The 21,848-nt window shown below is 43.8% G+C and carries 16 protein-coding genes; 15 read left to right on the top strand and 1 reads right to left on the bottom strand.

The genetic code is table 11. The annotated features are described in order from the left end of the window. Window positions 1-59 precede the first annotated feature (59 nt). The 13 genes from glpO (at window position 60) to GMD5S_RS0207510 (ending at window position 15,357) form a co-directional block, all read left to right on the top strand. A complete protein-coding gene (gene glpO / locus GMD5S_RS0207570; protein WP_000395894.1) occupies window positions 60-1,886 on the top strand; it encodes a type 1 glycerol-3-phosphate oxidase in 1,827 nt (608 codons plus the stop codon). Window positions 1,887-1,956: 70 nt separating this feature from the next. Next, the gene (locus GMD5S_RS0207565; RefSeq protein ID WP_000975175.1) at window positions 1,957-2,661 is read left to right on the top strand and encodes an MIP/aquaporin family protein; all 705 of its coding nucleotides are present in this window, start codon (window positions 1,957-1,959) and stop codon (window positions 2,659-2,661) included. A 224-nt stretch (window positions 2,662-2,885) separates the two neighbouring features. Continuing rightward, complete coding sequence (locus tag GMD5S_RS0207560) at window positions 2,886-3,017, top strand: teichoic acid D-Ala incorporation-associated protein DltX (RefSeq protein WP_008276434.1); 132 nt, start codon at window positions 2,886-2,888, stop codon at window positions 3,015-3,017. A gap of 20 nt (window positions 3,018-3,037) precedes the next feature. Beyond that, window positions 3,038-4,588: a D-alanine--poly(phosphoribitol) ligase subunit DltA gene (dltA, locus tag GMD5S_RS0207555; protein WP_008293142.1), complete on the top strand. Its 1,551-nt coding sequence runs from the start codon at window positions 3,038-3,040 to the stop codon at window positions 4,586-4,588. Next, window positions 4,585-5,829, top strand: a complete 1,245-nt coding sequence (gene dltB, locus GMD5S_RS0207550; RefSeq protein WP_000970388.1) for a D-alanyl-lipoteichoic acid biosynthesis protein DltB — start codon at window positions 4,585-4,587, stop codon at window positions 5,827-5,829. The genes dltA and dltB overlap by 4 nt, the downstream gene beginning before the upstream one ends. A gap of 13 nt (window positions 5,830-5,842) precedes the next feature. After that, a complete protein-coding gene (gene dltC, locus GMD5S_RS0207545; protein ID WP_000351972.1) occupies window positions 5,843-6,082 on the top strand; it encodes a D-alanine--poly(phosphoribitol) ligase subunit DltC in 240 nt (79 codons plus the stop codon). Next, entirely contained in the window at window positions 6,075-7,343 is a 1,269-nt protein-coding gene (gene dltD, locus GMD5S_RS0207540) for a D-alanyl-lipoteichoic acid biosynthesis protein DltD (protein WP_000919836.1), read from the top strand. Before dltC ends, dltD begins: the two co-directional genes overlap by 8 nt. A gap of 142 nt (window positions 7,344-7,485) precedes the next feature. Next, window positions 7,486-9,537 carry a cell surface ecto-5'-nucleotidase Nt5e gene (gene nt5e / locus GMD5S_RS0207535; RefSeq protein ID WP_001042707.1) on the top strand — a complete coding sequence of 684 codons (2,052 nt, stop codon included), beginning with the start codon at window positions 7,486-7,488 and terminating at the stop codon, window positions 9,535-9,537. Window positions 9,538-9,686: 149 nt separating this feature from the next. Then, complete coding sequence (gene adcR / locus GMD5S_RS0207530) at window positions 9,687-10,127, top strand: zinc-dependent transcriptional regulator AdcR (RefSeq protein ID WP_001249326.1); 441 nt, start codon at window positions 9,687-9,689, stop codon at window positions 10,125-10,127. Beyond that, on the top strand, window positions 10,127-10,831 hold the full coding sequence (locus GMD5S_RS0207525) for a metal ABC transporter ATP-binding protein (protein ID WP_001269482.1): 705 nt from the start codon (window positions 10,127-10,129) through the stop codon (window positions 10,829-10,831). Before adcR ends, GMD5S_RS0207525 begins: the two co-directional genes overlap by 1 nt. Further along, window positions 10,824-11,630 (top strand): metal ABC transporter permease, encoded by an 807-nt coding sequence (locus GMD5S_RS0207520; protein WP_000950029.1) that lies wholly within the window; start codon window positions 10,824-10,826, stop codon window positions 11,628-11,630. Before GMD5S_RS0207525 ends, GMD5S_RS0207520 begins: the two co-directional genes overlap by 8 nt. Window positions 11,631-11,639: 9 nt before the next feature. After that, a complete protein-coding gene (adcA, locus tag GMD5S_RS0207515) occupies window positions 11,640-13,145 on the top strand; it encodes a zinc ABC transporter substrate-binding lipoprotein AdcA (protein WP_000736544.1) in 1,506 nt (501 codons plus the stop codon). Between the two features lie 532 nt (window positions 13,146-13,677). Beyond that, window positions 13,678-15,357 (top strand): alpha-L-fucosidase, encoded by a 1,680-nt coding sequence (locus tag GMD5S_RS0207510; RefSeq protein WP_008280219.1) that lies wholly within the window; start codon window positions 13,678-13,680, stop codon window positions 15,355-15,357. A 36-nt stretch (window positions 15,358-15,393) separates the two neighbouring features. Here GMD5S_RS0207510 and GMD5S_RS0207505 read toward each other — a convergent pair whose 3' ends face one another. Continuing rightward, window positions 15,394-17,481 carry a GH92 family glycosyl hydrolase gene (locus GMD5S_RS0207505; protein ID WP_000803421.1) on the bottom strand — a complete coding sequence of 696 codons (2,088 nt, stop codon included), beginning with the start codon at window positions 17,479-17,481 and terminating at the stop codon, window positions 15,394-15,396. Between the two features lie 170 nt (window positions 17,482-17,651). Here GMD5S_RS0207505 and GMD5S_RS0207500 point away from each other — a divergent pair, with 170 nt between their 5' ends. Both GMD5S_RS0207500 and GMD5S_RS0207490 read left to right on the top strand, forming a co-directional pair. Beyond that, the gene (locus tag GMD5S_RS0207500) at window positions 17,652-18,932 is read left to right on the top strand and encodes a glycoside hydrolase family 125 protein (protein ID WP_000640538.1); all 1,281 of its coding nucleotides are present in this window, start codon (window positions 17,652-17,654) and stop codon (window positions 18,930-18,932) included. Between the two features lie 232 nt (window positions 18,933-19,164). Next, window positions 19,165-21,810 (top strand): alpha-mannosidase, encoded by a 2,646-nt coding sequence (locus GMD5S_RS0207490; protein ID WP_000432728.1) that lies wholly within the window; start codon window positions 19,165-19,167, stop codon window positions 21,808-21,810. Window positions 21,811-21,848: the final 38 nt, after the last annotated feature.

The following is a 21,848-nucleotide window of genomic DNA, read 5'->3' as shown; positions in this document are numbered from 1 at the left end:
GTTTCTTGATGCAATTATCAGTTTAATAATGAAACGACTCAGTTAGAAAGTGTGTAAATATGGAATTTTCAAAGAAAACACGTGAATTGTCAATTAAAAAAATGCAGGAACGCACCTTGGATCTCTTGATTATTGGTGGAGGGATTACAGGAGCTGGTGTAGCTTTGCAGGCAGCAGCTAGTGGTCTTGACACTGGTTTGATTGAAATGCAGGACTTCGCAGAAGGAACATCCAGCCGATCAACAAAATTGGTCCACGGAGGTCTGCGTTACCTCAAACAATTCGACGTAGAAGTGGTATCAGATACAGTTTCTGAACGTGCGGTGGTTCAACAAATCGCTCCACATATTCCAAAACCAGATCCAATGCTCTTGCCAGTTTACGATGAAGATGGAGCGACCTTTAGCCTCTTCCGTCTCAAAGTAGCCATGGACTTATACGACCTTTTGGCAGGTGTTAGCAACACGCCAGCTGCTAACAAGGTCTTGAGCAAAGAAGAAGTCTTGGAACGCCAGCCAAACTTGAAAAAAGAAGGCTTGGTAGGAGGTGGGGTTTACCTTGACTTCCGTAATAACGATGCGCGTCTCGTGATTGAAAACATCAAACGTGCCAACCAAGACGGTGCCCTCATTGCCAACCATGTTAAGGCAGAAGGTTTCCTCTTTGACGAAAGTGGCAAGATTACAGGTGTTGTAGCTCGTGATTTGTTGACAGACCAAGTCTTTGAAATCAAGGCTCGTCTGGTTATCAATACGACAGGTCCTTGGAGTGACAAGGTACGTAATTTATCTAATAAGGGAACGCAATTCTCACAAATGCGTCCAACCAAGGGAGTTCACTTGGTAGTGGATTCAAGTAAGATCAAGGTTTCACAGCCAGTTTACTTTGACACAGGCTTGGGAGATGGCCGGATGGTCTTTGTTCTCCCACGTGAAAACAAGACCTATTTTGGTACAACCGATACAGACTACACAGGTGATTTGGAACATCCAAAAGTGACGCAGGAAGATGTGGATTATCTACTTGGCATTGTCAACAATCGCTTCCCAGAAGCCAACATCACCATTGATGATATCGAAAGTAGCTGGGCAGGTCTTCGTCCATTGATTGCAGGCAATAGCGCTTCTGACTACAATGGCGGAAATAACGGGACCATTAGCGACGAAAGCTTCAATAGCTTGATTGCGACTGTCGAGGCTTATCTATCTAAAGAAAAATCGCGTGAAGATGTTGAATCTGCTGTCAGCAAGCTTGAAAGCAGCACATCTGAGAAACATTTGGACCCATCTGCCGTTTCACGTGGTTCGAGCTTGGACCGTGATGACAATGGCCTGTTGACCCTTGCTGGTGGTAAAATCACAGACTACCGTAAGATGGCTGAAGGGGCTATGGAGCGCGTGGTTGATATCCTCAAAGCAGAATTTGACCGTAGCTTTAAACTGATCAACTCGAAGACTTATCCTGTTTCAGGTGGAGAATTGAACCCAGCAAATGTGGACTCAGAAATTGAGGCCTTTGCTCAACTTGGAGTTTCACGTGGTTTGGATAGCAAGGAAGCTCACTATCTTGCAAATCTTTACGGTTCAAATGCACCGAAGGTCTTCGCCCTTGCTCACAGCTTGGAACAGGCGCCAGGACTCAGCTTGGCAGACACCTTGTCCCTTCACTATGCAATGCGCAATGAATTGGCTCTTAGCCCAGTTGACTTCCTCCTTCGTCGTACCAACCACATGCTCTTTATGCGTGATAGTTTAGATAGCATCGTTGAGCCAGTTCTGGATGAAATGGGACGATTCTATGATTGGACCGAAGAAGAAAAAGCAGCCTACCGTGCGGATGTTGAAGCAGCACTTGCTAACAACGATTTAGCGGCATTAAAAAATTAAGAAAAACTAGAAGAGAGGGAGGTAAGCTTTCCTTGCCTTCTCTCTCCTTCTTTTAAATGGAGACAACGATATGATGAAAGAATTATTTGGAGAATTTTTGGGGACTTTGATCCTTATCCTCCTAGGAAATGGTGTTGTAGCAGGTGTGGTTCTTCCCAAAACCAAGAGTAACAATTCAGGATGGATCGTCATCACGATGGGATGGGGGATCGCCGTTGCGGTTGCCGTCTTTGTATCTGGCAAACTTAGTCCTGCACACTTAAACCCAGCTGTGACGTTTGGTGTAGCCTTAAAAGGTGACTTGCCTTGGGCTTCGGTATTCCCATATATCCTAGCTCAGTTCGCTGGAGCGATGGTGGCTCAAATTTTAGTTTGGTTGCAATTCAAACCACACTATGAGGTAGAAGAAAATGCAGGAAATATCCTAGCGACCTTTAGTACTGGACCAGCAATCAAGAACATAGTATCCAACTTGGTTAGCGAAATCCTTGGAACCTTTGTTTTGCTCTTGACAATCTTTGCCTTGGGACTCTATGACCTTCAGGCAGGATTAGGGACCTTTGCAGTGGGGACCTTGATTGTCGGTATCGGTCTTTCACTAGGTGGGACAACGGGTTATGCCTTGAACCCAGCTCGTGACCTTGGACCTCGTATCATGCACAGCATTCTTCCAATTCCAAACAAGGGAGATGGAGACTGGTCTTATGCTTGGATTCCTGTTGTAGGACCTATTGTTGGTGCGGCCTTAGCAGTTCTCGTATTTTCACTTTTCTAAGATAAAAGAGTTATTGGCAACAGAGTTTGAGATGGAAATCTCAGGCTCTTTTTTGATGGCCAAAACATTAATATTTTAACTTATCTTAAAATAAGCTAAAACCAATTTTTAAGTTATGGTAAACAGTTGAAAAAAAGGTTGATAAAGTGGTAAAATGTTAGGAAGATAAGATGCTAACAATACATACTGATAGTTAATAGAAATAATATATTAATGGATAGCTTATGAAAAAACAACGAAATTTACATGTATTCTTAGGCCGGACGGCTCTATATTTTGTAATCTTACTTGGTTTACTTTATTTTTTTAGTTACCTTGGTCAGAGTCAAGGCACCTTTATTTATAATGAGTTCTAGTTTAAAGGAGAAGAGGAACAGTGTCTAATAAACCGATAAAAGATATGATTGAAACGATTGAGCACTTTGCTCAAACGCAACCAACATATCCTGTCTACAATGTTTTAGGTCAAGAACATACTTATGGTGAACTGAAGGCTGATTCGGATAGTTTGGCTGCAGCTATCGACCAACTAGGCTTGCCTGAGAAATCTCCAGTCGTCGTTTTTGGTGGTCAGGAATATGAGATGTTGGCTACCTTTGTAGCGCTAACTAAGTCAGGTCATGCCTACATTCCAATTGACAGCCATTCGGCCTTGGAACGAGTTTCTGCTATTGTAGAAGTTGCAGAGCCAAGCTTGATTATTGCTATCTCAGATTTTCCATTAGAGCAAACTAGCACACCGATGCTGAATTTAGAGCAAGTCCATGAAGCTTTTGCTCAAGCTTCTAGCTACGAGATGACCCATCCAGTCAAGGGAGATGACAACTACTACATCATCTTTACTTCTGGTACGACTGGTAAGCCTAAGGGAGTGCAGATCTCCCATGATAATCTCCTCAGCTTTACCAACTGGATGATTACAGATAAGGAATTTGCGACACCAAGTCGTCCACAAATGCTGGCTCAGCCCCCTTATTCTTTTGATCTATCTGTCATGTATTGGGCACCGACCTTGGCACTGGGTGGCACGCTTTTTGCTCTTCCTTCAGCCATTACTCAGGACTTCAAAAAACTCTTTGCGACGATTTTTTCCTTGCCCATTGCTATCTGGACCTCAACACCATCCTTTGCAGATATGGCCATGTTGTCAGAAGACTTTAACAGTGAGAAAATGCCAGGAATCACGCATTTCTACTTTGATGGTGAAGAATTGACAGTCAAAACAGCTCAAAAACTACGCGAGCGATTCCCAAATGCCCGTATTATCAATGCCTACGGACCAACAGAAGCGACAGTAGCCCTGTCAGCAGTTGCCGTCACTGATGAGATGTTGACGACTCTCAAACGCCTGCCAATCGGCTATACTAAGGCGGATTCTCCGACCTTTATCATTGATGAGGAAGGTAAGAAAGTTCCAAATGGTGAGCAGGGAGAAATCATCGTTTCTGGACCAGCTGTTTCAAAAGGCTATATGAACAATCCTGAAAAAACGGCAGAAGCTTTCTTTGAGTTCGAAGGTCTTTCGGCCTATCACACAGGGGATGTAGGAACTATGACAGATGAGGGCTTGCTTCTCTATGGTGGACGCATGGATTTCCAGATTAAGTTTAATGGTTATCGCATTGAGCTGGAAGATGTCTCTCAAAACCTCAACAAGTCTCGCTTTATCGAGTCGGCTGTTGCTGTCCCACGTTATAACAAGGACCACAAGGTACAAAATCTACTGGCCTATGTCATCCTAAAAGACGGTGTCCGTCAGCAGTTTGAGCGTGATATCGATATTACCAAGGCTATCAAGGAAGACCTAGCAGATATCATGATGTCCTATATGATGCCGTCTAAGTTTCTCTATCGAGACAGTTTACCACTAACGCCTAATGGTAAAATTGATATCAAGGGCTTGATTAACGAGGTAAACAGTAGATGATGGAGCTTTATAAACAGCTACCTCATTTGGAACCTTATGGTGATCTTCAGTACTTTTTATACGTAATTGCTGCGACTTTACCTATCTTTATTGGTCTTTTTTTCAAGAAACGTTTTGCCTTGTACGAGGTGCTCGTTAGTCTCTTCTTTATCGTCACCATGTTGGTCGGTGGAAAGACGAATCAAATAATCGCTCTTATCCTTTATGTTATCTGGCAAGTACTTCTTGTATCTTTCTACAAAAGGTACAGGAAACAACGGGATAGTAAATGGATATTTTACCTAGTTAGCTTTTTATCCCTATTGCCAATCGTCTTTGTGAAAGTATCTCCTGCTATTCATGGACCTCAATCTTTGTTTGGATTTTTAGGGATTTCTTACTTGACCTTTCGTGCAGTTGGGGTTATCGTTGAGTTGAGAGACGGTGTCATCAAGGAATTAACGATCTGGCAATTCTTACGTTTTCTTCTCTTTATGCCGACTTTCTCAAGTGGTCCCATTGATCGTTTTAAACGCTTCAATGAAAATTACGAGACCATTCCTGAGCGGGATGAGCTGATGGATATGCTAGAAGAGGCTGTCAAATATATCATGCTTGGCTTCCTCTACAAGTTTATCTTGGCTCACATTTTAGGAGAGACATTATTGCCTCCGCTGAAAAATTTGGCCTTGCAGACAGGTGGTTTCTTTAACCTCTACGCTTTAGCGGTCATGTACACCTTTGGTCTGGAGCTCTTCTTTGACTTTGCGGGCTACTCTATGTTTGCCTTAGCCATTTCAAACTTGATGGGGATTCATAGTCCTATCAACTTTAACAAGCCCTTTTTGTCAAGGGATTTAAAAGAGTTTTGGAATCGCTGGCACATGAGTCTGTCTTTCTGGTTCCGTGATTTTGTCTTTATGCGGATGGTCATGGTGTTGACCAGAAAGAAGGTCTTTAAAAATCGCAATGTGACCTCAAGTGTAGCCTATATTCTCAATATGCTGATTATGGGATTTTGGCATGGTGTGACCTGGTACTATATCGCCTACGGGCTTTTTCATGGGATTGGGCTAGTCATCAATGACGCTTGGGTTCGTAAGAAAAAAGCGCTCAATAAAGAACGGAAAAAAGCTGGAAAGGGTTCCTTACCTGAGAATCGCTGGATTCAGTTACTTGGCATGGTTGTCACCTTCCATGTCGTGATGGTTTCATTCTTAATCTTTTCTGGATTTTTGAATGATTTATGGTTTAAAAAATAAAAGGATGTAAAAAATGGATATCAAATCAGAAGTTATTGAAATTATTGATGAGTTGTTTATGGAAGATGTTTCTGACATGATGGATGAAGATCTTTTTGATGCCGGTGTCTTGGATAGCATGGGAACGGTTGAATTGATTGTGGAGATTGAAAACCGTTTTGACATTCGTGTTCCAGTGACGGAGTTCGGTCGTGATGACTGGAATACGGCTAATAAAATCGTAGAAGGTATTACGGAGTTGAAGAATGCTTAAACGCTTGTGGCTGATCTTCGGGCCTATCTTCATTGCTGGATTTTTGGTTCTTCTACTCATCTTTTTTTATCCAGGTACAACAAGCCATAATCTGACGGAGGAGAAATACTCGGCGGCTTCTGTTAGTGCAGAGAGTTTTAAAGAGAGAAGCCAAAAAGTAAGGGCTCTTACGGATCCAAATATGCGTTTTATTCCTTTTCTAGGGTCCAGTGAATGGATTCGATTTGATAGTGTCCATCCAGCTGTTTTAGCGGAAAAATACCATCGTCCCTATCGTCCTTACTTTCTAGGTCAAGCAGGAGCAGCCTCTCTCAATCAATATTTTGGTCTACAGCAAATTTTGCCAGAAATAGAGAATAAGCAGGCTGTATTTGTGATTTCGCCTCAGTGGTTTACGGAGACAGATTATGAACCCGCAGCGTTTCAGAGATTTTTTAACAGTGACCAATTAACAGCTTTTTTGGGAAATCAATCTGGTGACATTGCTGCAAAGCATGCGGCTATTCGATTGTTAAAGCAGAATCCTAATGTTGCATTAAAAGGCATTGTTCAAAAACTGTCAAAGGGTGAAGAATTATCAGATGTTGATCAGGTTGCTATTGATCTTTTTGCGCGATTCAACGAAAAACAATCCGCTCTCTTTGGACAATTCTCCATTCGAGGACAACTCAAGTACAAGGAACACGTGGAGAACTATTTAAAAGATCTTCCGGATCAATTTTCTTATGAGGAGTTAGAAAAAATTGTTCGTAAGGACGCAGAAGCAAATACGACCAATAACGATATGGGGATGGAAAATCATTTCTATACGAGAGAGATTCAAAAGGATTTAAAAAAATGGGAAGGATATCAAAAAAATTACAACTTCCTCAAGTCCTCTGAATATAATGATTTGCAGCTGGTCCTCAATCAATTTGCTAAGTCGAATGTCAATGTGCTCTTTGTCATTCAGCCGGTTAACAAGAAGTGGATGGAGTACACAGGGCTCAGCGAAGAGATGTACCAGCATGCAGTGGAGAAAATTCGTTACCAATTAGAAAGTCAGGGTTTTACCAATATTGCTGATTTTTCAAAAAATGGAGGGGACCCTTATTTTGTTAAGGATACCATTCATCTAGGATGGTTAGGTTGGCTGGCTTTTGATAAGGTTGTCAATCCTTTCTTGACGGATCCGAAACCAGCTCCAGACTACAAGATGAATGACCGCTTCTTTAGCAAGGACTGGGCGACCTATGATGGGAATATCAAAGATTTCCAATAAAATAAGCTAAAAGTTTGGGATTTAAACCCAAGCTTTTTTGTTTAAATAGCGAATATTTAAGATGAAAATAGGTCAAAAGTTTCAAAATTTTTAGAAATAGCGTATAATATAAAAGAGAAAAAGAAAAGAAAGGGATTTTAAAATGAACAAACGTTCTTTGTTACCTGTCTTGTCGACAGCCCTGTTAGCTCCAGCCTTCTTAGCTGGACAAGTCTATGCTGAAGAAGCAACAACTCCTGCAGAAAGTTCAGCTGTCGTAGTGACTCCTGCTACGTCGGCGACTCCAGCTCCTGTTGAGAGCCCTGCGGTACCGGAAACTTCGGCAACTTCAGAAGCAGTTGCACCTGCAGAAGCTCCGTCAGCTCCTGTTGAATCTCCTAAAAGCGAAGAAAAGGACACCGTTATCTTGCACACCAATGATGTCCACGGTCGTATCGTAGAGGAAAAGGGAGTTATTGGAGATGCTAAATTAGCGACTGTCATCGAGCAGGAACGTGCGAAATCAAATCAAAATACTCTAGTTGTTGATGCGGGAGATGCTTTCCAAGGTTTACCGATTTCCAACTCTACGAAGGGTGAAGCGCGTGCTGAAATTCTTAATAAGATGCAGTATGATGCCATGGCAGTAGGAAACCATGAGTTTGACTTTGGTTTGGACGAAGCTAAGAAATACAAGGAAATCTTGAAATTCCCATTACTTAGCTCAAATACTTATGTCAATGGAGCTCGTCTTTTTGAAGCTTCTACAATCGTTGATAAAGATAAGACTGTGGAAGGTGATGAGTTTGTTGTAATCGGCGTGACAACACCTGAAACAGCTACCAAAACTCACCCTAAAAATGTCAAAGGGGTAACCTTTACAGATCCAATCTCCGAGGTGAATAAGGTTATCGAAGAAGTCCAAGCCAAGGCTCGTGCAGAAGGTAAGGACTACAAACACTATGTTGTGCTTGCTCACCTCGGTGTAGATACCACAACTCCAGTCGAATGGCGTGGTTCAACTTTGGCAGAAGCTCTCTCTAAAAATCCTCGTCTTAAAGGCAAACGTGTGACAGTAATCGACGGTCACTCTCATACAGTAGAATCAACGACCTATGGAGATAATGTTACCTATAACCAGACGGGAAGCTACCTTCATAATGTAGGGAAAATCACCTACAAATCACGTCAGCTTTTGGGCAATCCAACTCAGATTCCGGCTGCTGATGCTAAAAAATTACCAGCCAATCCAACAGTTGAAAAACTAGTCAAAGACATTAAACAAAAATACGATGCTGAAAATGCGGTTGAGATTGTCTCAAATAGCCCTGTAGAACTAAACGGTGATCGTGAAAATGTTCGGGTTCGTGAAACCAACCTCGGAAACGTCGTGGCAGACTCTCTCTATCAGTATGGTCAAACAGGATTTAGCCATCCGACAGACATCGCTGTGACAAATGGTGGTGGCTTGCGTGAAACCATTGCAAAAGGCAAACCGATTACGAAAGGAAATGTCATTGCCGTTCTTCCATTTGGGAATACTATCTCACAAATCCAAGTGACGGGGCAACAAGTCTTGGATATGTTTGAAAAGTCACTCGGATCTATCTTGCAGGTCGATAAAGATGGCAAGAAGGTCTTGGATGAGAACGGACAACCATTGCTAGAACCAAGTGGTGGTTTCTTGCAAGTTTCAGGTGTGAAGGTTTACTATGATACCAACCTACCATCAGGTAAACGTGTCTTGGCCATCCAGGTCAAAAACCGCACAACTGGTCGTTATGATTTCCTAGACCTCACAAAAACCTACTATCTTGCAACCAATGATTTTCTAGCTGCGGGTGGAGATGGCTACACGATGTTAGGTGGTGCGCGTGAAGAAGGCCCTTCTATGGATGCAGCCTTTGAAGAGTATCTGAAAACCGCTGATTTGACCCAGTATGAAAAGATCAATCCGAACTCACGGACGATTTCTGTGGATTCTAAAAACTTTAGTCTACCAGTAGAAACGCCTCAAACGAATGCAGCTGCTAGCGATGCGACTACAAATGTGCCATTGACTTATGAGGTGGCAGGTCAATTTAGCAAGAAGGCGGTTGTCTCAGAAAAAGCTCTCCCAAATACAGGAAGTGAGCAGTCCATCTTCTTGCTCTTGATGGGAATGGTAGCTGGTTTGGCAGGTATCTTATCGAGTCGAAAACCAAAGCAAAAATAGGTTAAATTTTACATCTAGAAGAGTCTAGGGAAACGTTTTTACGCCTTTTTCCCTTGACTCTTTTTTGGTTTATGATATAATTAACCAGTAAAGAATCGGTGGCTATCTAAGTTTTTTTACGAAAAAGATAGCTAGGGAAGGAGTAACACATGAGACAGCTTGCACAGGAAATCGACAACTTTTTAAACGAGGTGATCTTGAGATCTGAGAACCAGCATGAAATTTTGATCGGGCATTGTACCAGTGATGTTGCCTTGACCAATACTCAGGAACACATCCTCATGCTCTTGTCAGAAGAATCCCTAACCAACTCGGAGTTGGCTCGTCGTCTCAATGTCAGTCAGGCGGCAGTGACCAAGGCTATCAAGTCTTTAGTCAAAGAGGGTATGTTAGAGACATCCAGAGATCCAAAGGATGCGCGTGTGATCTTTTATCAACTGACAGAGCTAGCTCGACCGGTGGCAGAGGAACACCACCATCATCATGAACACACTCTCTTAGCCTATGAACAAGTAGCAAATCAGTTTACTCCAAATGAACAAGAAGTGATCCAGCGGTTTTTAACTGCTTTAGTAGGAGAAATCAAATAATGCGGTATATTACAGTAGAGGACTTGTCTTTCTATTATGACAAGGAACCTGTCCTCGAGCATATCAACTATAGTGTTGATAGTGGGGAGTTTGTCACCCTGACTGGTGAAAATGGAGCTGCCAAGACAACGCTTATCAAGGCGAGCCTAGGCATCTTGCAGCCAAGATTTGGTAAGGTAACCATCTCAAAGACAAATACTCATGGGAAAAAACTTAGGATAGCCTATCTTCCCCAGCAGATAGCTAGTTTTAATGCTGGTTTTCCAAGTACAGTTTATGAATTTGTCAAGTCGGGTCGCTATCCGCGAAAGGGCTGGTTCCGTCGCTTGAACGCCCATGATGAGGAACATATCAAGGCCAGTCTAGACTCAGTTGGTATGTGGGAACACCGTGACAAACGAATTGGTTCCCTTTCGGGAGGGCAAAAGCAACGAGCAGTGATTGCCCGGATGTTTGCTTCTGACCCAGATATCTTTGTCTTGGATGAGCCAACGACAGGGATGGATGCGGGAAGCAAAAATGAATTTTACGAACTCATGCACCATAGTGCCCACCATCATGGCAAGGCTGTTTTGATGATTACCCATGACCCTGAGGAGGTCAAGGACTATGCGGATCGCAATATCCATCTGGTTCGTAACCAAGATTCGCCATGGCGTTGTTTTAACGTTCACGAAAGCGACCAGGAGGTGGACCATGCTTAGTTTGTTATCTTATGATTTCATGCAGCGTGCCTTCTTGGCGGTTATTGCCATGAGTCTCTTTTCTCCAGTTCTTGGGACTTTCCTTATCTTACGTCGTCAGAGTTTGATGAGTGATACCCTCAGTCACGTTTCTCTGTCAGGGGTAGCCTTTGGTCTGGTTTTGGGAATTTCTCCAACTATTTCAACCATCGCTATTGTCTTAATCGCTGCGGTCTTTCTAGAGTATCTCCGGACAGTCTATAAGAACTTTATGGAAATCGGGACAGCCATCCTCATGTCAACAGGACTTGCGGTGTCACTGATTGTCATGAGTAAGGGGAAAAGTTCGAGCTCCATGAGTTTGGACCAATATCTCTTTGGTTCGATTGTAACCATTAGCCAGGAGCAGGTGGTATTCCTCTTTGCCATTGCTGCGGTCGTTTTGCTCTTGACTTTCTTATTCTTACGTCCCATGTACATCCTGACTTTTGATGAGGACACGGCCTTTGTGGATGGCTTGCCCGTTCGTACCATGTCTATCCTCTTTAACATGGTTACAGGGGTGGCCATTGCCCTTATGATTCCAGCTGCAGGAGCTCTTTTGGTATCGACCATTATGGTCTTGCCAGCTAGTATTGCCCTTCGTCTGGGGAAAAACTTTAAATCCGTTATGTTACTAGCCAGCGCTATTGGCTTTTTGGGAATGGTGGCAGGACTTTATATTTCCTACTATGCGGAAACACCTGCCAGCGCTAGTATCACCATTATCTTTGTAGCTGTCTTTTTGTTAGTCAGTCTACTGAAACGTTTTATCAAATAGGAGAATGAAATGAAAAAACTGAGCTTACTACTGGCTAGTCTATGTGCCCTGTTTTTAGTGGCTTGTTCCAATCAAAAACAGGCAGATGGGAAACTCAATATCGTAACAACCTTTTACCCTGTCTACGAATTTACCAAGCAAGTCGCAGGAGATACTGCTAATGTAGAACTTCTAATTGGTGCTGGTACAGAACCCCATGAGTACGAACCGTCTGCCAAGGCAGTTGCCAAAATCCAAGACGCAGATACCTTTGTCTATGAAAATGAGAACATGGAAACTTGGGTTCCAAAATTGTTAGAATCCTTGGATAAGAAAAAGGTGAAAACCATCAAGGCAACAGGTGATATGCTCCTCTTGCCAGGTGGTGAGGAAGAAGAGGAAGGGCATGATTATGGCGGTGAGGGACACCATCACGACTACGATCCCCACGTTTGGCTTTCACCAGCACGCGCCATCAAACTGGTAGAGCATATCCGTGACAGCTTGTCAGCAGATTATCCTGATAAAAAAGAGACTTTTGAAAAGAATGCGGCTGCCTATATCGAAAAATTGCAAGCCTTGGATAAGGCCTACACAGATGGTTTGTCTCAAGCCAAACAAAAGAGCTTTGTGACCCAGCACGCTGCCTTTAACTACCTTGCCTTGGACTATGGTCTCAAGCAAGTATCCATCTCAGGTCTCTCACCAGATGCAGAACCATCAGCAGCACGTTTGGCAGAATTGACAGAGTATATCAAGAAAAACAAGATTTCTTATATCTACTTTGAAGAAAATGCTTCACAAGCCCTCGCCAATACACTCTCAAAAGAAACAGGTGTCAAACTAGACGTGCTCAATCCGCTAGAAAGTCTAACAGAAGAAGCAACCAAGGCTGGTGAGGACTATATCTCCGTGATGGAGAAAAACCTCAAGGCTTTGAAACAGACAACGGACCAAGAAGGACCAGAAATCGAACCAGAGAAGGAAGAAAATACCAAGACAGTTCACAATGGTTACTTTGAGGATGCAGATGTCAAGGACCGCACCTTGAGTGACTATGCTGGCAACTGGCAGTCTGTCTATCCTTTCCTTGAGGATGGAACTTTTGATCAAGTCTTTGACTACAAGGCTAAGTTGACTGGTAAGATGACCAAGGATGAGTATAAGGCTTACTATAGAAAAGGCTATCAGACAGATGTGACCAAAATCAACATCACGGATAACACTATGGAATTTGTTCAAGGTGGCCAAAGCAAGAAATTCACCTATAAGTATGTCGGCAAGAAAATCTTGACTTATAAGAAAGGCAATCGTGGTGTGCGCTTCCTCTTTGAAGCGACAGATGCGGACGCTGGACAGTTCAAGTATGTTCAGTTTAGTGACCACAATATCGCCCCAGTCAAGGCAGAACATTTCCATATCTTCTTTGGAGGCACAAGCCAAGAAGCCCTCTTTGAAGAAATGGATAACTGGCCAACCTACTACCCAGATAACCTATCTGGCCAAGAAATCGCCCAAGAAATGTTAGCGCATTGATGCAAGAGAAGATCCCGCAAATCTGCGGGATTTTTTGCTAGAAACGATTATCTGAGTAGGTTGTGGGCGCTATAGTACTACAGCTGTGCTGTTCACAATGTGATAAAGAGGTCATTTTCTACTGGCTGATTCTCACTAGCTGGCGAATGCAAAAGCTACGATTGTACAAATTATAGAATCTTTTCAGGGGATTTAGGAAGGGAGCTTAGTCATATTGACGCTGCTATCGCTTTTTGTTATAGTCAAGGAGAGAGCGGTCTGGAACACTAGTTTATTCACAGTCTGTGGATAAGTCTAGGGGAAAATGACATATAACTCAGGGTGTTGAAGCACCCTGATACTAGTTCCGTACATTAGTAACTTGCCAGAGAGCTAGTAGAAACCCTAGTACAGAGCTGTTTGACAAAGGTCTGTTTAGGGGTGAAGGCCTCTAAGTCTAAGAGCTGGATTTTGGAGAAACTAGTTTTTAGGCATGTTTTCTTATCCACAAGTTGTGGATAATTTTGTGAACAAGAGAAAGAGATGTGAGATGATGACGAACATAAAACCGCATGGACCATTACCAAGTCAGGCCCAGCTGGATTATTTAGAGGATGAACTAGCTGCCTTTATCCATTTTGGTCCCAATACCTTTTATGACCAGGAATGGGGAAGTGGGCAAGAGGATCCTATGCGTTTTAACCCGACTAAGTTGGATGCGCGTGAATGGGTTCGAGTGCTTAAAGAAACGGGTTTTAAAAAGCTGATTTTGGTGGTGAAGCACCACGATGGCTTTGTTCTCTACCCGACATCCCACACAGATTATTCGATCAAGGCTAGTCCTTGGAGGGATGGAAAGGGGGACTTGCTCCTTGAGGTTTCCCAAGCTGTGACTGAGTTTGATATGGATATGGGAGTGTATTTGTCTCCTTGGGATGCTCACAGTCCCCTCTATCACGTGGACCAAGAAGCGGATTACAATGCCTACTATCTGGCTCAATTGAAGGAAATCTTGTCAAATCCTGCCTATGGAAATGCCGGTAAGTTCACTGAGGTGTGGATGGATGGTGCTCGAGGCGAAGGGGCCCAGAAGGTCAACTATGAGTTTGAGACTTGGTTTGAAACCATTCGTGACTTGCAGGGCGATTGTTTGATTTTCTCAACTGAGGGAACTAGTATTCGCTGGATTGGCAATGAACGAGGCTATGCAGGGGATCCCTTGTGGCAAAAAGTCAAGCCAGACCAGTTAGGAACAGAGGCGGAATTAGATTATCTACAGCACGGAGACCCCTTTGGGACGCTATTTTCAATCGGTGAGGCAGATGTTTCTCTTCGGCCGGGCTGGTTTTACCATGAGGATCAGGATCCTAAGTCTCTGGAGGAGTTGGTCGAAATCTACTTTCACTCGGTAGGGCGGGGAACTCCACTCTTGCTTAATATCCCACCGAACCAAGATGGCCTCTTTGATGAAAAGGATATCCAGCGTCTCTATGAATTTGCTGCCTACCGTGACGAGCTATATAAAGAAGATTTGGCTTTGGGAGCCACGGTATCTGGCCCTGCTCTATCACCAGACTATGCCTGTCATCATCTGACAGATGGGCTAGAGACCAGTTCATGGGCAAGTGATGCAGAGTTGCCAATCCAATTAGAGCTTGATTTAGGTGCACCTAAAGCTTTTGATGTGATTGAGTTAAGAGAAGATTTGAATTTGGGGCAACGCATCGCTGCTTTCCGTGTTCAGGTAGAGTTGGATGGTGTCTGGCAGGAGTTTGAATCCGGCTATACTGTTGGCTATAAACGCCTTTTGCGAGGATCCATGGTAGAGGCTCAGAAGGTGCGTGTGATCATTACAGAGGCACAGGCTTTGCCTTTGTTGACCAAGATTTCACTCTATAAAACACCTACCTTGTCGAAAAAAGAAGCTGTTCAACAGTTAGAGTTTTCAGAAAAAAGTCTAGTTGTGACCAAGGGAGAAAATGTCCACTTTACAGTGAAGCGAAGAGAATCTAGCAGTCCTTTAGAAGCTAAGATTTCGATTCAACCAGGGACGGGTGTGCATGGTGTTGCTTATCGGGACGAGATTCAAGTCCTTGCGTTTCAAGTTGGCGAGACTGAAAAAAGGCTGACGCTACCAACCTTGTATTTTGCAGGCGATAAAAACTTAGATTTTTATCTAAATCTGACGGTAGATAGGCAGCTGGTTGACCAGCTTCAGGTCCAAGTTTCATAAAAGAAGAACCTTTGCGCGATGCAAAGGTTCTTTTGGTTAGGAGTGATTTGGTAGCCAGCTGAGGGTGAAGGTCAGTTGCTCAGCTTTCAAGAGGTCTTGGTGTTGAATGCTAGATACAGGAGCCTTGTCCAATCGGCATTCTTTGACAAAGTTGAAATGGCTGTGGTTTTGCTCGGCATGGATATCCAGCCATTTATTTTCCTTGGCTAGGTAGATACGGAGGTGGTCAAAGAGAGGAATTCCGAGATCGTAACTTGGCTTGCCCGGACAGATCGGGTAGAATCCAAGAGCTGACCAGATGTACCAAGCAGAGAGACTGCCATTGTCCTCATCGCCAGGATAGGCTTCCCAGCTGGGGTGAAAGGCTTTCTGACGCAAGGTTTTGATGAGTAGAGCAGTGTAGTCAGGGTAGTCGCTGTAGCGGAAGAGATAAGGGATGTGGAAGCTCGGTTGGTTGGAAATGGCGATTTGCCCAAAAGGAGCGGTAGCCATCTCGCTCATCTCGTGAATCTCGTAACCATAGCCGGTGGTTTCAAAGAGAGGAGCGTCCTGACAGGCTTTCAAAAGATAGTGGCTGAAGGCTTCTTTTCCACCCATGAGTTGACGCAAACCTGGGATGTCGTGGAGAACGCCTAAAGTCGCTTGAATGGCAGAGCATTCGGCGTAGTCGCGTCCCCAACTATAGGGAGAGAAGTCAGGGCGGAAGTTTCCTTGACTATCTCGCGCTCGCATGTAACCTGTTTCAGCATCAAATAGATGACGGTAATTTTGAGACGCAGTTCTATATGTTTCCGCGATGTCATTCTGACCAAGCTTTTCGGCACAGCTGGCGATACAAAAATCGCTATAGGCGTAGTCAAGGGTGTGACTGACACTTTCGTGGTGGTCGGTAGAGAGGTAGCCCAGTTCTTGGTATTGGGCTAGTCCGTGGCGGCCATTGATGCCGAGAGGGTCGGACTTAGTGGCTGTTTCAAGCATGGCTTGAAGGAGTTCTTTTTCTAGGTCGGGGGCCATGTCCTTGCAGGCGCTGTCTGCGATAATGCCATCTAGCAGGGTACCAGGCATCATGCCACGTTCATCTGGAGCCAACCATTTTGGAAGGAACCCAGTATCGCGGTAGCTATTGAGGAAACCTTCTAAAAAGAGGTGATAGTGTTCCGGTATGACAAGGGCAAAGAGGGGGAAGGTGGTGCGGAAGGTATCCCAGAAGCCATTATTGCTAAAGAGGATACCGGGCTTGACAGTACCAGTAGTCAGGTCCATATGGATGGTTTGCCCTGACTCGTTCACTTCATAAAAAGTCTGTGGGAAGAGGAAGAGTCTGTAGAGGCAGTGATCAAAGAAGGTCCGGTCAGCCTCTCCTGTCTCTAGTATGTCAAAACGATGGAGGAGATTTTCCCAGTCTGCTTGGGCACTTGCTTTACAGCTATCAAAGTCCTTTTGAGGTAGATTAAGCAGAGCTTGAGAAGGCGAGATGAAAGAAGTTGCTAGCTGGATGTCAGCATGACTGCTTGCTAAGTCAATTCGCCAGTCTCCGCTTTCTTGGTTGACAGCAAGAATATCCGTATTTATTTGTAGGGCGGTGAAGAGTATCAGTGGATTTTTATTGGTCTCTGTTTTGCCTTCTTGTCTCAGGGCTAGAGTCTGCTTATCTACCTGCTCAATTGTTAAATCATCTGCAGCGTGAAGGTAGAGGGAGAGGGATTTGCCTTGCTTTTGCTCCAAACGAATAGAAGCGCCATAGCAAGTCGGTGTAAGCTGGGTTTCAATCTGATAGCGCAGGGAGAAAATCTTCAGATAATGAGGTTGGAAGGAAGCTTTATCCCTATCATAGGAGGATTGACGGTGAAAGAGGTTATCTCCCCCAAGCTGGCCGGTGACAGGTGTCAGAAGGAGCCAAGAGTAGTCGCCAATCCAAGGGCTGGGCTGGTGGGTCAATCGAATCCCCTGAAAGATGGGCAGATGCGGATCGAAGAACCAAGCTCCCTCCTGGTCGCTGGTCTGAGGCACAAAATAATTCATCCCAAAAGGAACGCCTGTGTAGGGCAGGGTATTTCCTCGAGAAAAGGCATGCTTGCTAGCAGTCCCAAAGCGGGTATCGATGGTTTCAAGTAGTGGTTTCATAGTATTTCCTTTAGCTGTTTTTCTACATTATATCAGAAAAATGAGGTCTTTAGAAAAGGAGTTTCAAAGATAACTATTTTGTAGAAAAATGACTATCATTTGTGTATGTATTTTCTGTCTCAAAAACTATATACTGAACATGAAACTTGTTTGAAAGAGGAAACTGCACGATGATTTATTCGAAAGAAATTGTTAGAGAATGGCTGGATGAAGTAGCAGAGCGGGCTAAGGACCATCCGGAGTGGGTGGATGTCTTTGAGCGTTGCTATACAGACACCTTGGACAATACGGTTGAGATCCTAGAAGATGGTTCAACCTTTGTACTCACAGGAGATATTCCTGCCATGTGGCTTCGGGATTCGACTGCCCAACTCAGACCCTACCTTCATGTGGCTAAAAGAGATCCTCTCTTACGTCAGACCATTGCAGGTTTGGTCAAGCGTCAAATGACCCTAGTACTCAAAGATCCGTATGCCAACTCCTTTAACATTGAGGAAAACTGGAAGGGCCACCACGAGACCGACCATACAGACCTTAATGGTTGGATTTGGGAGCGCAAGTATGAGGTGGACTCGCTTTGCTATCCTTTGCAGCTGGCTTATCTCCTATGGAAAGAGACTGGCGAAACCAGCCAGTTTGATGAAACTTTTGTCACAGCAACTAAGGAAATCCTTCATCTCTGGACGGTAGAGCAAGATCACAACAACTCTGCCTATCGTTTTGTTCGTGATACAGACCGTAAGGAAGACACTTTGGTAAATGATGGCTTTGGACCTGACTTTGCCGTGACAGGAATGACCTGGTCAGCCTTCCGACCAAGTGATGATTGTTGTCAGTATAGCTACTTGATTCCATCCAATATGTTTGCAGTCGTTGTCTTGGGTTATGTCCAAGAAATCTTTGCAGAATTGAATCTAGCTGATAGCGAGAGTGTCATCGCAGACGCTAAACGTCTGCAAGCAGAGATCCAAGAAGGGATCGAAAACTATGCCTACACCACCAACAGCAAGGGCGAAAAGATTTACGCCTTTGAAGTGGATGGTCTAGGAAATGCCAGCATCATGGATGATCCAAACGTCCCAAGTCTACTGGCTGCTCCATATCTTGGTTACTGTGATGTGGATGATGAAGTGTATCAAGCAACTCGTCGCACCATTCTCAGCCCTGAAAATCCATACTTCTACCAAGGAGAATACGCTAGCGGTCTCGGAAGCTCTCATACCTTCTATCGTTATATCTGGCCGATTGCCCTATCTATCCAAGGATTGACAACGACGGATAAGGCGGAGAAAAAACATTTGCTAGATCAACTCGTTGCCTGCGATGGTGGAACAGGTGTCATGCACGAAAGCTTCCACGTAGACGATCCGACTCTCTACTCTCGTGAATGGTTCTCATGGGCCAACATGATGTTCTGCGAATTGGTCTTGGATTACCTAGATATTCGCTAATACTCTTCGAAAATCAAATTCAAACCACGTCAGCTTCACCTTGCCGTATATATGTTACTGACTTCGTCAGTTCTATCTACAACCTCAAAGCAGTGCTTTGAGCAACCTGCAGCTAGCTTCCTAGTTTGCTCTTTGATTTTCATTGAGTATAAGGAGCACGTTTTCGCTCAACTGATTCTAGGAAAGAATCACAAATATATTTTTAAATTTAAGTTAGAATGAGGTTTTACTCATGGAAAATGTTGTTGTACATATCATCTCTCACAGTCACTGGGATCGTGAGTGGTATCTACCTTTTGAAAGTCACCGGATGCAGTTGGTGGAACTTTTTGACAATCTGTTTGATCTTTTTGAAAATGACCCTGAATTCAAGAGCTTCCACTTGGATGGACAAACCATTGTCCTCGATGACTATTTAGAAATTCGTCCTGAAAACCGTGACAAGGTGCAGCGTTATATTGACGAAGGCAAGCTCAAGATTGGTCCTTTTTACATCTTGCAGGATGATTACTTGATCTCCAGTGAAGCCAATGTCCGTAATACCTTGATTGGTCAGGCTGAATGCGCTAAATGGGGCAAATCTACTCAGATTGGTTACTTCCCAGATACCTTTGGGAATATGGGGCAAGCACCTCAAATCCTTCAAAAATCAGGCATTCACGTAGCAGCCTTTGGTCGTGGTGTCAAACCGATCGGTTTTGACAACCAAGTCCTTGAAGATGAGCAATTTACGTCTCAATTCTCTGAGATGTACTGGCAGGGTGCTGATGGTAGCCGTGTACTCGGTATTCTTTTTGCTAATTGGTACAGTAACGGGAATGAAATTCCAGTGGATAAAGACGAGGCTTTGGCTTTCTGGAAGCAAAAATTAGCAGACGTCCGTGATTATGCATCAACCAACCAATGGTTGATGATGAACGGCTGTGACCACCAGCCTGTTCAGAGAAATCTGAGCGAAGCCATTCGTGTGGCAAACGAACTCTTCCCTGACGTGACCTTTATTCATAGCTCATTTGACGAATATGTCCAAGCACTGGAAAGTGCCCTTCCTGAACAATTATCAACGGTCACAGGTGAGTTAACCAGTCAGGAAACGGATGGTTGGTATACTCTTGCCAATACTTCTTCTTCACGCGTTTACCTCAAACAAGCCTTCCAAGAAAATAGCAACTTGTTAGAGCAGGTCGTGGAACCATTAACCATTATCACTGGTGGACATAACCACAAGGATCAATTGACCTATGCTTGGAAAGTACTTCTGCAAAATGCACCGCACGATAGTATCTGTGGCTGTAGTATTGACGAGGTTCACCGTGAAATGGAAACTCGTTTTGCAAAGGTTAATCAAGTCGGGAATTTTGTTAAGACTAATCTTCTTAACGAATGGAAGGGCAAGTTGGCTACCCAAAATGCACAAAGTGAGCATCTTTTCACTGTTATCAATACAGCTTTGCATGATAAAGTAGATACCGTCAGCACGATTGTCGATGTAGCGGTCTGTCCATTTAAGGAATTGCACCCGACAGAGGGCTTCAAGAAAATGGCAGCCTTAACCTTGCCAGAGTATCATGTTGAAGATTTGGATGGTCATGTCATTGAAGCCAAGATTGAAGACTTGGGAGCAAGTTTTGGCTATACTTTGCCAAAGGATAAATTCCGCCAACCATATATTGCACGCCAAGTGCGCGTGACAATCCCAGTCCACCTTGCTCCGCTTTCTTGGGCAAGCTTCCAATTGGTCGAAGGTCAAGTAGATCACCGTGATGGTATTTACCAAAATGGAGTCATTGATACACCATTCGTGACAGTGAGTGTAGATGAAGGAATCACAGTCTATGACAAGACTACAAACGAAGCCTACGAAGATTTCATCCAATTTGAGGACCGTGGAGATATTGGTAACGAGTACATTTACTTCCAACCAAAAGGAACTGAACCAATTTATGCTCAACTGAAAGGTTATGAAGTCTTAGAAAACAATGCTCGCTATGCTAAGGTTTTGCTCAAACATGACTTGACTATTCCAGTTAGCGCAGATGAAAGATTGGATGCAGAACAAAGAGGGATCATCGAGTTCATGAAACGAGATGCAGGTCGTTCAGAAGAGTTGACAACCATTCCTCTTGAAACAGAAATGACTGTCTTTGTGGACAATCCACAGATTCGCTTCAAGACTCGCTTTACTAATACAGCCAAAGACCACCGCATTCGTCTCTTAGTAAAAACTCATAACACTCGTCCAAGCAATGATTCCGAAAGCATCTATGAAGTTGTGACAAGACCAAATAAACCAGCAGCTTCTTGGGAAAATCCTGAAAATCCACAACACCAACAAGCCTTTGTCAGCTTGTATGATGATGTTAAAGGAGTGACAGTATCCAATAAAGGATTGCACGAATACGAAATTCTTGGAGATGACACCATGGCTGTAACCCTTCTTCGTGCTTCAGGCGAACTCGGTGACTGGGGCTATTTCCCAACACCGGAAGCTCAGTGCTTGCGTGATATCGAAGTTGAATTTGCAGTAGAATGTCACCAAGCAGGGGAACGCTTCTCAGCTTTCCGTCGTGCCAAAGCCTTCCAGGTGCCATTTACAGCTCTTCAAGTTGCAAAACAAGAGGGAAGCGTTGCAGCAACGGGTAGCCTCTTTAACCATCCGGCACTGAACTTGCCACAAGTCTGCCCAACAGCCTTTAAAGTTGCTGAAAATGAAGAAGGATACGTCCTTCGTTACTACAATATGAGTCAAGAAAATGTTCGCGTGTCTGAAAAACAACAAACCATTCTTGATTTGTTGGAACGCCCATATCCAGTTCATTCAGGACTATTGGCACCACAGGAAATTCGTACAGAATTGATCAAAAAAGAAGAAATTTAATTTCAACAAGAAAACATAAACAGAAAGGAGGAGCGAAA

The sequence above is a fragment of the Streptococcus sp. GMD5S genome (genome assembly GCF_000298715.2).
Classification (GTDB): domain Bacteria; phylum Bacillota; class Bacilli; order Lactobacillales; family Streptococcaceae; genus Streptococcus.
This window is presented reverse-complemented; position numbering and strand designations above follow the sequence as displayed.